The organism is Luteibacter sp. 9133, from assembly GCF_000800155.1.
Lineage (GTDB): Bacteria > Pseudomonadota > Gammaproteobacteria > Xanthomonadales > Rhodanobacteraceae > Luteibacter > Luteibacter mycovicinus.
The window spans coordinates 1,997,219-2,009,509 of sequence record NZ_JUHO01000001.1; the positions used below are offsets into that span (position 1 = coordinate 1,997,219).

13 protein-coding genes are annotated in these 12,291 nt (G+C 65.5%); 5 read left to right on the plus strand and 8 right to left on the minus strand.

All coding sequences use genetic code 11. The features are described 5' to 3' along the window. Positions 1-2: 2 nt before the first annotated feature. Genes FA87_RS08635 through FA87_RS08655 form a run of 5 tightly spaced genes read right to left on the minus strand, consistent with a single transcriptional unit; the run spans position 3 to position 4,477 of the window. On the minus strand, positions 3-908 hold the full coding sequence (locus FA87_RS08635) for a dihydrodipicolinate synthase family protein (protein WP_043693876.1): 906 nt from the start codon (positions 906-908) through the stop codon (positions 3-5). Then, complete coding sequence (locus tag FA87_RS08640) at positions 905-2,203, minus strand: FAD/NAD(P)-binding oxidoreductase (RefSeq protein WP_043693879.1); 1,299 nt, start codon at positions 2,201-2,203, stop codon at positions 905-907. The genes FA87_RS08635 and FA87_RS08640 overlap by 4 nt, the downstream gene beginning before the upstream one ends. After that, positions 2,200-2,445: a (2Fe-2S)-binding protein gene (locus FA87_RS08645; RefSeq protein ID WP_043693882.1), complete on the minus strand. Its 246-nt coding sequence runs from the start codon at positions 2,443-2,445 to the stop codon at positions 2,200-2,202. The genes FA87_RS08640 and FA87_RS08645 overlap by 4 nt, the downstream gene beginning before the upstream one ends. After that, positions 2,442-3,539, minus strand: coding sequence for an FAD-dependent oxidoreductase (locus FA87_RS08650; protein WP_043693885.1), 1,098 nt, complete (start codon positions 3,537-3,539; stop codon positions 2,442-2,444). The genes FA87_RS08645 and FA87_RS08650 overlap by 4 nt, the downstream gene beginning before the upstream one ends. Beyond that, on the minus strand, positions 3,536-4,477 hold the full coding sequence (locus FA87_RS08655) for a 4-hydroxyproline epimerase (RefSeq protein WP_043697713.1): 942 nt from the start codon (positions 4,475-4,477) through the stop codon (positions 3,536-3,538). Before FA87_RS08655 ends, FA87_RS08650 begins: the two co-directional genes overlap by 4 nt. 214 nt (positions 4,478-4,691) lie before the next feature. Between FA87_RS08655 and FA87_RS08660 the strand changes: the two genes are divergently transcribed. After that, positions 4,692-5,414, plus strand: coding sequence for an AraC family transcriptional regulator (locus tag FA87_RS08660; protein WP_036113425.1), 723 nt, complete (start codon positions 4,692-4,694; stop codon positions 5,412-5,414). Positions 5,415-5,450: 36 nt separating this feature from the next. Here FA87_RS08660 and FA87_RS08665 read toward each other — a convergent pair whose 3' ends face one another. Both FA87_RS08665 and FA87_RS08670 read right to left on the minus strand, forming a co-directional pair. Then, a complete protein-coding gene (locus tag FA87_RS08665; RefSeq protein ID WP_052191231.1) occupies positions 5,451-5,798 on the minus strand; it encodes a hypothetical protein in 348 nt (115 codons plus the stop codon). Next, positions 5,795-6,427 (minus strand): phosphatase PAP2 family protein, encoded by a 633-nt coding sequence (locus FA87_RS08670; RefSeq protein ID WP_036113422.1) that lies wholly within the window; start codon positions 6,425-6,427, stop codon positions 5,795-5,797. Before FA87_RS08670 ends, FA87_RS08665 begins: the two co-directional genes overlap by 4 nt. Positions 6,428-6,507: 80 nt before the next feature. On the opposite strand from FA87_RS08670, the gene FA87_RS08675 reads away from it, so the two are divergent. From FA87_RS08675 to FA87_RS08690, 4 genes are all read left to right on the plus strand, one after another. After that, positions 6,508-6,945, plus strand: a complete 438-nt coding sequence (locus FA87_RS08675) for a low molecular weight protein-tyrosine-phosphatase (protein ID WP_036113418.1) — start codon at positions 6,508-6,510, stop codon at positions 6,943-6,945. A 146-nt stretch (positions 6,946-7,091) separates the two neighbouring features. Continuing rightward, the gene (locus FA87_RS08680; RefSeq protein WP_197062388.1) at positions 7,092-7,778 is read left to right on the plus strand and encodes a YjbF family lipoprotein; all 687 of its coding nucleotides are present in this window, start codon (positions 7,092-7,094) and stop codon (positions 7,776-7,778) included. Further along, positions 7,775-8,557 (plus strand): capsule biosynthesis GfcC family protein, encoded by a 783-nt coding sequence (locus FA87_RS08685; protein ID WP_043693891.1) that lies wholly within the window; start codon positions 7,775-7,777, stop codon positions 8,555-8,557. Before FA87_RS08680 ends, FA87_RS08685 begins: the two co-directional genes overlap by 4 nt. A 95-nt stretch (positions 8,558-8,652) precedes the next feature. Further along, positions 8,653-10,854 carry a YjbH domain-containing protein gene (locus tag FA87_RS08690; RefSeq protein ID WP_156128522.1) on the plus strand — a complete coding sequence of 734 codons (2,202 nt, stop codon included), beginning with the start codon at positions 8,653-8,655 and terminating at the stop codon, positions 10,852-10,854. Between the two features lie 81 nt (positions 10,855-10,935). On the opposite strand, the gene FA87_RS08695 is transcribed toward FA87_RS08690, so the two are convergent. After that, positions 10,936-12,276 carry a UDP-glucose/GDP-mannose dehydrogenase family protein gene (locus FA87_RS08695; protein ID WP_043693894.1) on the minus strand — a complete coding sequence of 447 codons (1,341 nt, stop codon included), beginning with the start codon at positions 12,274-12,276 and terminating at the stop codon, positions 10,936-10,938. Between the last annotated feature and the right edge of the window lie 15 nt (positions 12,277-12,291).

Consider the following 12,291-nt stretch of genomic DNA (forward strand, 5'->3'; position numbering starts at 1 on the left):
GATCAGACTCCCGGCCGGGTGGCGATTGCGTGGTCGATCACCTTCATCGCCGCGTCGCGCTCGGCGCCCGCCACCGGCAGGCGCGGCGCGCGCACGGTTTCGCTGCCCATGCCGACGCGCGACTGCACCAGCTTGATCAGCTGTACGAAGGTCGGAACGGTATCGAGACGGAGAAGCGGGAGGAACCAGGCATACAGGGATTCCGCGGCCTTGGCACCGCCATCGCGGGCCAGCTCGAACAGCTTCACCGATTCGGCCGGATACGCATTGACCAGGCCGGCGATCCAGCCGACCGCACCCATGCTGACGCCTTCGACCAGCGCGTCGTCCATGCCGACAAGCAGTGCGAGACGATCGCCGGCGAGCGCACGGATGGCGGCGAAGCGCCGCACATCGGCGGAAGATTCCTTGACGGCCTGCAGGTTGGGGAACTGACCCGCCAGCTCGGCGATCTGCGCCGGCGTGAAGTCGGTCTTGTACGCCACCGGGTTGTTGTACAGCATGCACGGGAGGTCGGTCGCGGCGATCACGGCCTTCACGTGCGCGCTCATCTCCCGCCAGTCCGTGGAGTAGACGTATGGCGGCAACACCATGAGGGCCGAACAACCGATGGCCCTGGCGTCTTGCGCCAGACGTACGGCTTCGTCGGTGGAGAGCGAGGCAATACCCGGAATGACGGGCGCGCGGCCGTCGAGCGCCTTGACCAGCGTCCGCAGGATGGCCGTCTTCTCGTCGTAGCTCAGCGTGGCGGCTTCGCCGAGCGAGCCCAGCGGCACGATGCCCTTGCAGCCGGCGTCGATCATCTGCAGCGCATGTTTGGCGAGAAACTCGTGGTCGACCTGGCCATCGGCCTTGAATGGCGTGGTGATGGCGGGAAGGACGCCGTGCCAGAAAGTTGCGTTGCTCATGCTTGGATGCCTCTCGATGCAGGAAGGGAACTGGGAAAATCCGGCTCGCCCAGGGTGGACAGGCGGGCAGGGAAAAAGGGCGGGCGCGCATCGGTGCGCGCACCCAGACCGAGCTCGGTCATGGCCGCGCCGCATACGCGGCCCTGGCAGGCGCCCATGCCGCAGCGCGTGGCGAGCTTGGCGCTGCGAGGGTCCCCATGGGCGCGGACGGCACCGAACGACACGTCTTCGCAGCGACATATCAGGGTGTCGTCGCGGGCGAGCTCACGGACGCGCGGTGACAACGCGAAATGCTCGCGCAACAGCGTCGCGAAGGCCCGCGCGTGATCGCGTCGACGCAGGAGCGCATCGGGTATCGCGACGCCGGCAGCGGCCAGCCCGGCGATCCGGCCTTCGAGACGCGCGCAGTCGCGGCCACCGATACCGCAGCTCTCGCCCGCGGCGAACGTATCGTCGAGGCTGGTGCGCTGATGGGTATCGACATCGACCTGAGGATGAAGCGTGTCGGCGCGCGTCGCGCAGCCGATCTGGCGGGCGAGCGTCAGATCCGGGACGAGACCGAAGCCCACCGCGAGTACGTCGCAGTCGACGCGTTGCACATGCCCGGCGCGCTCGATCAGTGCGGCCGACACGGCGTGCTCGCCGACGGCCTCGGCCACGACGCTGCCGTGGCGGTAGTCGATACCGCGAAGCGAGACCTGCAAGGCGGCGGCCTGTGCGAGCTTCGCCGGCCAGCGCCAGAGGCTGCGGGCGAAGCGGTGAAGCTCACCGGTTGACGCCTGCTCATGAATGCCGGTGACGATGGCGCCGTGCTTTCGTGCCGTCGCGGCGGCGGCAAGAAGCAGCGGTCCGCTACCGGCGATAAGTACACGTCGTCCACGCAGGGCCCAGCCTTGCTTGACCAGGGCCTGCAAACCACCCGCCCCGACCACACCCGGCAGCGTCCAGCCCGGAAAAGGCATGAGTAACTCGCGTGCGCCCGTCGCGATGATCAGCGAACGGTACGGCAGCAGGTAACCGCGTCGCGGATCCTGCAGCAGAAGATGGCTGGCTTCCGTGGCGATGACCTGCGTCTCGGCCAGCCAGGTCACACCACGCGATGACAAGGCCTCACGGATGCTGCGATCGGCCATGGCGGGATAGCCGTGTCGTACGTCGTGACGCCATACCTGGCCGCCGGGCTTCGGCTGGCTGTCGATCAGCACGACGCGCCGCCCGTGTGTGGCTGCGGCGGCCGCCGCGGCAAGACCCGCGGGACCCGCACCGACGATGGCGATGTCGAAGGTGTCGCTCATTCGCTGTCTACCGTCATGCCATCGCGGACCGTGACCTGGCAGGCGCGCTGTTGCGCGACGCCGTCGATACGCACCCGGCATTCGAAGCAGACACCCATGCCGCACAGGGCGGCACGTTGTTGACCGCTGACGGAGCGGCGGAACGGCAGGTCGAGGCTGAGCAGGGCGGCGGCGACCGTGATGCTGGCCGGTACGCGCCTGATGACGCCGTCCACGATGAGACGTGCTTCCCGCGCCGTCATGAAGCCACCCGCGCTGGATCGTAAGGCGCGGCGTCGATGGCCGTCGGTCGGCCGAGCAGCTGATCGATAAGCAAGCGTGCGCTGCCAAGCGACGTGGTGACGCCCAGCCCCTCATGACCGGCCGCGACCCAGGTGTCGGCCATGCCAGGTACGCGGCCCAGGTACGGTAAGCCGTCGGTACTGACGGGGCGGAAGCCCGTCCACACGCGCAACGCATCGAGCTCTCGCAACCATGGAAGGAACCGGAAGCTTCGCTGCAGCATCATCCGGACCATATCCATCGAGACGTCCGCATCCGCCGCGTCGTATTCGCGGGAGGAGCCGATGAGGATCTGCCCGGTCGGGCGCGGCTGCACGTTGAACGCCACGCTTGCCGCATCGGCACCGTGAGCGCTGTCCGCATAGCCGAGTTCGAGCAACTGGTGATTGACTCGCTGCCCGTAGCGTTCGGTAATCACAAGGTGACCTTTCCGCGCGCGGATCGGCAGTCGTGGCAGCAGTCGCGGCAAGGCGCATCCGGTGGCGACGAGTACCGGACCGTGCAGCTTGCCTCCGTCCTGCAGTACGACACCACCTGGTTGCAGCCGGAACGCGTATTGCCGGTGCAGCGTGGCCCCACGTTCGAGCGCGAGGTCGACCAGATGCCGCGCGACGGCCGGTGGATAGACCACCGCTTCCCGCGGAATCAGCAGCCCGCCGCGCAAGTCGGCGGCGAGCATCGGCTCGAGTTCGTACAGACCGGCGGCGTCCACGGCTTCGGCGACGACGCCCGCGTCGGTCAGACGTGCCAGCTTGTCGGGAATGCGTGCCAGTTCATCGTCGTTACTGGCCACCCACAATGTGCCGCAGCGGCTGAACTCCGCGGCGGGCAGCTCGGCGAAGGCTTCCCACAGACCGAGCGAATATCGCGACAGTGCGAATTCCGCCGGGTCGTCGTCCATGGCCACCAGATGACCCATGGCGGCCGCGGTGGCGCCGCCCCCGACGGTGGCGGGCTCGACGATCGCGACCTTGAGGCCTTCGGCGGTGGCCTGCTCGGCGCAGGCGGCGCCGACGATGCCGGCACCGATGACGATCAGATCGTACGTGCTCACGCGGCGCCGATGCCCCAGGCCAGCGGGTCGGCCTCGTCGATCAGGATGGTGCCCTGCATGGTCACGTGCGCGCTGCCCGTGATACGCGGAAGAACGCCGCGCTCGCCGTGCTTGTAAGTCGCCTCGAACAGGCTGCCGAGGATGCCGGCCTGGCGCCACACCTGACCCGGATCGAGCTTGCCATCGGCGGCCAGGCACGCGATCTTGGCGCTGGTGCCTGTCCCGCAGGGCGAACGGTCGTAGGCCATGCCGGGGCAGAGGACGAAGTTGCGTCCGTCGCCGCCGCTCTCCTCGTCCGGCCCGTTGAGCTCGATATGGTCGATTTCTTCGTCGTTCGCGCCGGTGATGCCGTCGCGTTCCAGACCGGCGCGGATCGCTTCCGTGTACGCGGTTAGCGCCCGCTGGTTGGCCAGCGTGAGGGGCAGGGGAGACTGGCTCGTGATGAAAAACCAGTTGCCGCCCCAGGCGACATCGCCCGTGACCGGGCCATGTCCTTCCACAGCCACCGATACGTTACGGCGATAGCGGTAGCTCTCGACGTTGTCGATCGACACGCGTCCGTCGTCCAGCAGCTCGATACCGACGACGCCGACCGGCGTCTCGAGACGATGCCGGCCGGGGGCGATGCGGCCGAGATGCTGCAGTGTGCGGATGAGGCCGATGGTGCCGTGGCCGCACATGCCGAGGTAGCCGACGTTGTTGAAAAAGATCACCGCTGCGCATGCCGATGGGTCGGTCGGTTCCAGCAGGAGCGCGCCGACCATCGTGTCCGAGCCGCGCGGCTCGCACGCGATCGCCTGCCGCCAGGCGTCGTGCCGTTCGCGCATGAGCTGACGGCGACCGGCCAGTGGGCCGTCACCCAGATCGGGAAAGCCGGAGAGGACGACCCGGGTAGGTTCGCCGCCAGTGTGTGAGTCGATGAATTCGATGTGATGCATGGCTTCCATGCTCACCGGGGCGGCCTGTCTGCGTATAGAAAGCTTTACCGATGACGGATGCGGAATTTGGCATAACGTCCGATCCGCCGCCGGCGACGGGGTGGAAACGCTGCGAGGCTTGCAATTCCCGGTTCTATCGGCCTTATGATGCGTTGCGGCATCTTTTCATTGCCGTGACAGGTCGCCGTTGCCGCCCCGGAGGAGCCCCAGGCCCATGAAGATTTCCGCCGATGAGCTCGAACCGCTGTTCGACGCGTTGCCCGACGTCGTGTTCTTCGTCAAAGACACCGAAGGGCGGTACACGCATGCCAATCTGACCCTCGTGAGGCGTCTGGGGCTGAAGCGTCGGGGCGACATCATCGGCCGGGGAGTCACCGAATTGTTTCCGGCGATGATGGGCGGGTCGTATGCGGCTCAGGACCGGCGCGTGCTGGCGGGCGAAGTCATCGAGAACCAGCTGGAGGTGCACATCTTCAGCAACCGCGCGCCGGGGTGGTGTCTCACCTGTAAGCGCCCGCTGGTCTCGTCGCGTGGCGACATCCGCGGGGTGATCGGCATCTCACGCGATCTCGGTCTGCCGGACGGCAAGCATCCTACTTACGAACGGTTGCGACGCGTTCTTGCGTACATGCAGGAGCACCATGGCGAGGGGGTGCGCATTCCTACCCTGGCCGAGCTGGCAGGGCTGTCGGTCGCGCAGCTCGAGCGGCACTTCCGCCGCGTCTTCCAGCTGACACCGCAGCAGGTGCTGACCAAGCTGCGCATCGAAGCGGCCATGCGTCTCCTTGGCGGTGACGATAACGTGGCGTCGATCGGCATGGCTTGCGGCTTCGTCGATCAGAGCGCGTTTGCGCGCCAGTTCAAGGCGACTGTCGGTATGACGCCAAGCGACTACCGTGCGATGCAGGCGGCCGTGGGAAGCGCAACGCAACGTTGACGTGGGCATGGGCGCGCGTTTCCCCGTCGATACGCGTCATGGCGTCGACGTGGGCGTGGCGTCAGGGTGCGCATCCAGCCAGTCCAGTACGAAGGCCTCGAGCGTGACGCGCGGTGGCGGACGGAGCTCCGCCTCACGCGTGAACTCCATCGCGGCCTTCAGGAAGGCCTGCTTCGCTCGTGCTGTCGCCTGCCGGGCCGCCGCCTGCCTTTGCCGCAGCTGGACGATGTGTGCCGAGGGCTGTCCCGGCCTGGTGAACTTCTGGTACCGCCGCAGTTCTTCGGCGGCCAGGGCGGTGTCACCGGCCGACTGAATCATGGCGGCGCGCGCCTCCACCAGCCGGGGCAGCCAGGGGCTGTTCTGAAAGGGCCTAGGCGCGGTCATGGAGAGTCCAGCCGAATACGGCGGGTGAAAACGTCGCTGTGGCCGCTGAGCCAGAGCGCGACATCCTTGAGGACATGTTGAGAGGGAAACACGCGGCCATAGCACAGTACGAAGATGGCCACCGCGCCCAACGCGAGGATGAGGATGCGCCGCCGTGCGTCGGAGCGCGACTCGTGGAGGGTCGGTTCAACGCCGCGTACGAACCAGGCCATGACTGCGGTTCCCAGCAGCGCGCCCAGCCAGACTTCCGAGGGACTGTGCACCTTCAGTACCAGTCGCGAGACGGCCACGCCTGCCCCGATCAGGCAACCCGCGGCGATCGCTGTGCGTCGTATGCGGACGTTGCCGTCCCGCGCGAGCAGGGCGCCCAGCGAGGGCCATACCAGTATCGCCAGCGTCGTATGACCGCTGAAGCCGGTGTAGTTGAGTCCGGGCGGTCCGATACCCCAGGCCATGAATAGCAGCTTGGAGAGGCAGACGATGCCGCCCGCCGTCGCGACGGCGAAGCCCCAGCGCCGGACATCCCGCCACTGGGGTGCCGGCACCAGCAGGCAGATACCGGTCCATGCAATCAGGGGAAGCAGTAGTGCGCTGTCGCCGAAACTGGTGATGGCTTGCCACAGGGTCATGCCATGCACTCGTGTGTCGCTATCATGTCGGTTGCGCTCATCGCTTATGTCTGTCTACGACCCGGAGTATCGCAGCACCTATGTTCGAACGGATACTGATTGTCTGTGTCGGCAACATCTGCCGCAGTCCCACCGCGGAATACCTGCTACGGCATCGCCTCGGTGGCGATCATCGCGCCCAGGTGAGCAGCGCCGGCCTCGGCGCACTCGTTGGCCACGCGATGGATGCGACCTCGCTGGAGCTGTTGCGTGAACACGGCGTGGATGGCGCGGCTCACCGCGCCCGGCAGGCCGATAACGCACTGCTGCGCCAATCCGATCTGATCCTTGCCATGGAGAAGCGACACATCGCGGAAATCGGTCGGATGGCGCCTGAAGTAAGCGGGAAGGTCTTTCTGCTGGATCGCTGGGGCGCGGGAGCCGACATTCCCGACCCTTACCGCCAACAACGCCCGGCCTTCGAACATGTATACAAACTGATCGATGGTGCCGTCAGCGGATGGCTGAAGTACTTATAGGCGCGCGTCGTGACGTCAGTCAGTTTTCAGTCCGCATCGGTCATGTAGTGTTCGTAGGGTAGATCCACTGTCAGTGTTGTCCTCGCATCGCCCCGTTCGCCATGACGCCGGGGCTCGACATTTACTTAACGGACCCATCACTGATTTTGGCTTGGCCTGAGACACAACGCGCCCGCGTCGCGCTAAGTTTTCTGTTCCCCGGTGGGTTCGCACTGGTGCTGGCGTTGCTCGCCGGTTGCTCGACGGTGTCGCTTGGCAGTGTCGAGAGTGTGCGTCTCGCGTTTCAGGGAGACAAAGTGGATGCCACCCCCGAGTCGGTGGCGGCCTCGCCGTATTTTCAGTTGCAGGCGAATTCTCCCGCCGGCCAGGCGATTCTGATCCTGGCGAAGACGGAGCAGGGCGAGCTCGGCTGGTACGGCGGCAACCACGATATCGTGTTCACGCGAGACGGCGTGATCGCCCGTACCGTCGGCCTTCCACAGAACCTGGATGCGTCGGCCTTCCCGGGCGAAAACCCCTTTCATCAGGGCCTGCAGCGGCTCAGCGGGCCAGTCAGCTATAGCCGTCGGATGGACTGGTCGCCGGATTACCGGTATGGCGTCATCCTTCGGGCGCAGCTCGAGCCGAAAGGGCTGGAAGATGTCGAAATCCTGGGCAAGGTGCATCGTCTGAGACGTGTGGACGAGTCGCTGACCGCGCAGGGCGTGCACTTCGACAATCGCTACTGGGTCGACCCGGCGGACGGTTTCATCTGGAAGAGCCGCCAGTACGTGGCCCCGGATTACCCGCTGGAGCTGATCCAGCTGCGACCGTATCGCGAGCCCGCCGCGTGAGGGGCGTCGCGCTGTTTTCGCTGCTCGTGGCCATGGCCGGGCCGTCGTTCGCGCAGAGCGGAGTGACCGTGACCGTCGATGGCGCCGTGGCCCGACCGGGTTCGGACGTCTATCCGGCTGGAGCCCGCCTGTCGGCCCCGGCACTGGCGGCAGGCGTCTCTCCGGATGCCTATCTGCTCGGCGCCGCGTGGCTTCAGCCCGCCCTGCAGCGCGATCAGCTGCGCCTGCGCGCGGGTCTGGAGTATGAGCTGGGTGCCATCCGTCGTCAGGCCATGGCGAAGGGTCAGGAGGATCTGTCGATCGGCGCGGCCGCTTTCCAGCGCTGGTTCGCCAGGTTGCCGGTGACGGGTCGCCGGACCCTGTCCGCTCTGGATCCGTTCCGCCTCGAGGTCACGCCGGCCGACAACTGGCCGGTGCATGACGGCGATCGCCTTTTCTACCCGACGCGTCCGCAGGACATCCGGGTGGTCGGCGCGGTGAATGAACCCTGCCGTTTGCCCCAGGTCGGCTTCCGTGACGCCCGCGACTACCTGAAGGATTGTCCCGTTTCAAAAGCTGCCGATCCCAATATGATTTTCGTCGTGCAGCCCGACGGCGCGGTATTCCAGCAGAACATCGCCTTGTGGAATCGCGATGCGCCACGGGTACTGGCGCCGGGGGCCTGGATCTACGTGCCGTTCGATAACAAGGCCATCGCCGGCGCCGCCGACGATGACTTCAACCATGACATTGCCGCGTTTCTCGCCACGCAGTTGTTGAACGACGAGGGTACGCACTAGTGCGGGCCCCGGCACGTCGACGGCGCGCCACGCGGCGGATCGCCCTGCATGGCTGCTGTGCCGGCCTTGCCCTCTGGGCGGGCGGAGCGACGTGCGTGCTCGCCCAGGAAACCTATACGCAGAGCGACTTCGGTGGCGTGGGCCTCCTGCAGTCGCCCACGGCACGCATGGCGCAGGAAGGCGAGTTCAGCTTCGTCCTCAGCCGTACGACGCCCTATACGAATTACAACGTATCCATGCAGCCGCTACCCTGGCTGGAAGGGTCGTTCCGCTATACCAACGTGAGTAACCGGCCGTATGGACCGGCTTACCTCAGCGGTAGCCAGACGTACAAGGACAAGTCGATCGACGCCAAGATCCGCCTGTGGGAGGAAAGCCGCTGGCTTCCCGCCGTGGCGGTCGGCGCGCGCGACATCGGCGGTACCGGCCTGTTCTCGAGCGAATACATCGTCACCAGCAAGCGGGCAGGGCCATTCGATTTCAGCCTGGGTCTGGCCTGGGGCTACATCGGCAACCGCGGCGATATCGCCAACCCGCTGAATATCATCAGCGACAAGTTCAGCACGCGGCCGAGCAGCGGTTCCGGTGCGACGGGTGCGCTGAGCATCAACAAGTTCCTGCGCGGACGTCCGGGTTTCTTCGGAGGCGTCGAGTACCGATCGCCGTGGGACTGGCTGGTCCTCAAGGCCGAACTCGATGGCAACGACTACAAACATCAGCCGCAGAGCAACAATCAGCCGCAGCGGTGGCCGATCAACCTGGGCGCCGTATTCCGGGTCAACCGCAATGTCGACCTGACGCTCGGCTACGAGCGCGGCAAGGTGGCGACCGCCGCGATCAACCTGCACAGCAATCTGGCGACGCATGTCGATCCGCCCAAACTGAACGATCCGAAGCCGGAGGCCGTGGCGTTCGAGAGCACACCCGTGGCGGCTCCTCCGGAAGCGACTGGTGACAGGGCGATGAGGGGAACGGCCGATTCGGCATCTCCGGAAGCGACGCCGCCACCCTCGGGAGCCGTGTCACCGGGCGCTGAAGGCGGGGGCAACCTTACGGCGGACTCGTCGGCTCGTTCGCGACGTCCCCCCGATCAGGTCGACTGGCGCGAAGTGGCCAGGACCCTCAACGACAACGCAGGCATCAACGTCAGCAGCATCGGTCGTCGCGGCTCGGAGCTGGTCATTCATGGCCAGCAGGATCGCTTTTTCTATAACGCCGAGGGCGTCGGCCGCGCGACGCGCATCATCGATAACCGCGTCGACGGCAGTATCGACTGGCTGACCGTCAGGTCCGAACGCAATGGTCTGGCCACGGTGGACACCAGCGTCCATCGTCCTAAGTTCATCGAGTTGCTGGACAACCGGATCGACCTGCAGACGTTCCGTCGCAGCGTGGAGCAGGACCCGGTGACCGCGCAGGAAGAGGAGGTGCTTTACCGGGCGCCGCTCAAGCGCTTCTCCGGTGGCACCTCGCTCGGCTATCAGCAGAACCTCGGTGGTCCCGACGCTTTCGTTCTGTACCAGATCTACGGCGCCGCGTCGGGCACGTTCAACATCACGCGCAATCTGTGGGTGGACGGGGTGCTGGCGGTCAACATCGCCAACAACTACGACAAGTTCAAGTACGACGCGCCCAGCAATCTGCCACGGGTCCGCACCAATGTCCGGCAGTATCTGACCAGCTCGGATATCACCATGCCGAACTTCCAGGTCACGGGCACGCACAAGCTGGGCGAAGACCTTTACGGCCTGGCGTACGCGGGCATGCTCGAAAGCATGTATGGCGGTGCCGGTGGCGAAGTCTTGTACCGTCCGTTCGGTCAGCACTGGGCCTTCGGGGCGGACCTGAACTGGGTCAAGTCGCGCGGTTTCGATCAGGATTTCTCCTTCCGCCGCTACCACGTGATTACGGGGCAGGCGACCGGATACCTCGATACCGGATTCCATAACGTGACGCTCGCCGTGAGCGTGGGCCGTTACCTTGCCGGCGACTGGGGTACGACGGTCGACGTGTCACGCCAGTTCGCCAATGGGGCACGCATGGGCGCGTACGCCACGATTACCAACAAGTCGGGCAGCGCGGGCTACGGCGAAGGCAGCTTCGACAAGGGCATCTATGTGTCCATTCCGTTCGACATGCTGCTGCCGCGGTCGTCGCGCAGCCGGGCCACGTTGCTGTGGGAGCCCTTGCAGCGCGATGGCGGAGCGCGTCTCAACAAGCGCTACACGCTTTACACGATGACCAACGATCTGGACAGCGATCTGTTCGACAAGAACCTCAACAAGATCGGCGACTGACCGTTATTTCAGCTGCAAAAAAAAGCCGCGCCCCTTTCAGGGCGCGGCTTTCTTATCTCGCTGAAGCTCTGCTTCAGCGCTTTAGCGTTGCAGCGAACGCCCGCGGCCGATGCCGTAATAAGCGATACCCGCTTCTTCGACCGTCACCGGGTCGTAGAGATTGCGCCCATCGAAGATCGCCGGCGTCTTCAGTGCCGCCTTGATCCGTGCGAAGTCCGGACTGCGGAAGGCCTTCCACTCGGTGACCAGTGCCAGCACATCGGCCCCATTGAGTGCGTCGTATGCGCTGTCGCACAGCACGAGATCGTCGCCGCGATCGCCGTAGATACGCGTGGTTTCCTCCCTGGCCTCCGGGTCGAAGGCGCGGACTTTAGCGCCCGCTTTCCACAGTGCCTCGATCAGGCGGCGGCTCGGCGCTTCGCGCATGTCATCGGTATTGGGTTTGAACGCAAGACCCCACAGAGCGACGGTCTTGCCTTTAACGTCACCCCCGAAGTGGCGCTGGATCTGCGCGAACAGCCGGGTCTTCTGGTCGGCATTCACCGCTTCGACCATGCTGAGAAGGCGCGCGTCGTAACCGTGACCGCGAGCGATCCGCTCCAGTGCCTGTACATCCTTGGGGAAGCAGGAGCCGCCATAACCGGCACCGGGATAGATGAAGTGGTAACCGATGCGCGGATCCGCGCCGATGCCCTGGCGCACCAGTTCGACGTCGGCGCCGACACGCTCGGCGATGTTCGCGATTTCGTTCATGAAGCTGATCTTGGTCGCGAGCATCGCGTTGGCCGCGTACTTGGTCAGCTCCGCGGAGCGCTCATCCATCACGACCATGCGGTCATGGTTGCGGTTGAACGGCGCGTACAGCTTCCGCAGGCGCGCCACGGCGCGCTCGCTGGACGAGCCGACCACGATGCGGTCCGGGCGCAGGCAGTCTTCGACCGCATCGCCTTCCTTCAGGAACTCCGGGTTGGAGACCACGTCGAAGTCGACCTTCGCATCGCGCTCTCTGAGGACTTCGGCGATCGTGGTCCTCACGCGGTCAGCCGTACCCACGGGTACGGTGGATTTGTTCACGACCACCGCGTAGCCATCGATATGCTTGCCGATGGTGCGGGCAACGCTCAGGACGTACTTCATATCGGCGCTGCCATCTTCATCGGGTGGCGTACCCACCGCGATGAAAATCAGCTCGCCGTGCGCGATAGCGGGTTCCGGATCGGTCGTGAAATCGAGCTGCCCGGAAGCATAGTTACGCTTCACGATCGGCTCGAGGCCGGGCTCATAGATCGGGATGACGCCGTTGCGGAGCCCTTCCACCTTGGCCTCGTCGACGTCCACGCACACCACGTGATTGCCCATTTCCGCGAGGCAAGCGCCGGTGACCAGTCCCACGTAACCGGTGCCGAAAATAGTGACCTTCATCGATGTCGCCTGTTT

What these genes read in the sequence shown, in the direction of transcription:
- FA87_RS08635 (WP_043693876.1), bottom strand. Translation starts at nt 908, where the DNA reads ATGAGCAACGCAACTTTCTGGCACGGCGTCCTTCCCGCCATCACCACG.
- FA87_RS08640 (WP_043693879.1), bottom strand. Translation starts at nt 2,203, where the DNA reads ATGAGCGACACCTTCGACATCGCCATCGTCGGTGCGGGTCCCGCGGGT.
- FA87_RS08645 (WP_043693882.1), bottom strand. Translation starts at nt 2,445, where the DNA reads ATGACGGCGCGGGAAGCACGTCTCATCGTGGACGGCGTCATCAGGCGC.
- FA87_RS08655 (WP_043697713.1), bottom strand. Translation starts at nt 4,477, where the DNA reads ATGCATCACATCGAATTCATCGACTCACACACTGGCGGCGAACCTACC.
- FA87_RS08660 (WP_036113425.1), top strand. Translation starts at nt 4,692, where the DNA reads ATGAAGATTTCCGCCGATGAGCTCGAACCGCTGTTCGACGCGTTGCCC.
- FA87_RS08665 (WP_052191231.1), bottom strand. Translation starts at nt 5,798, where the DNA reads ATGACCGCGCCTAGGCCCTTTCAGAACAGCCCCTGGCTGCCCCGGCTG.
- FA87_RS08670 (WP_036113422.1), bottom strand. Translation starts at nt 6,427, where the DNA reads ATGACCCTGTGGCAAGCCATCACCAGTTTCGGCGACAGCGCACTACTG.
- FA87_RS08675 (WP_036113418.1), top strand. Translation starts at nt 6,508, where the DNA reads ATGTTCGAACGGATACTGATTGTCTGTGTCGGCAACATCTGCCGCAGT.
- FA87_RS08695 (WP_043693894.1), bottom strand. Translation starts at nt 12,276, where the DNA reads ATGAAGGTCACTATTTTCGGCACCGGTTACGTGGGACTGGTCACCGGC.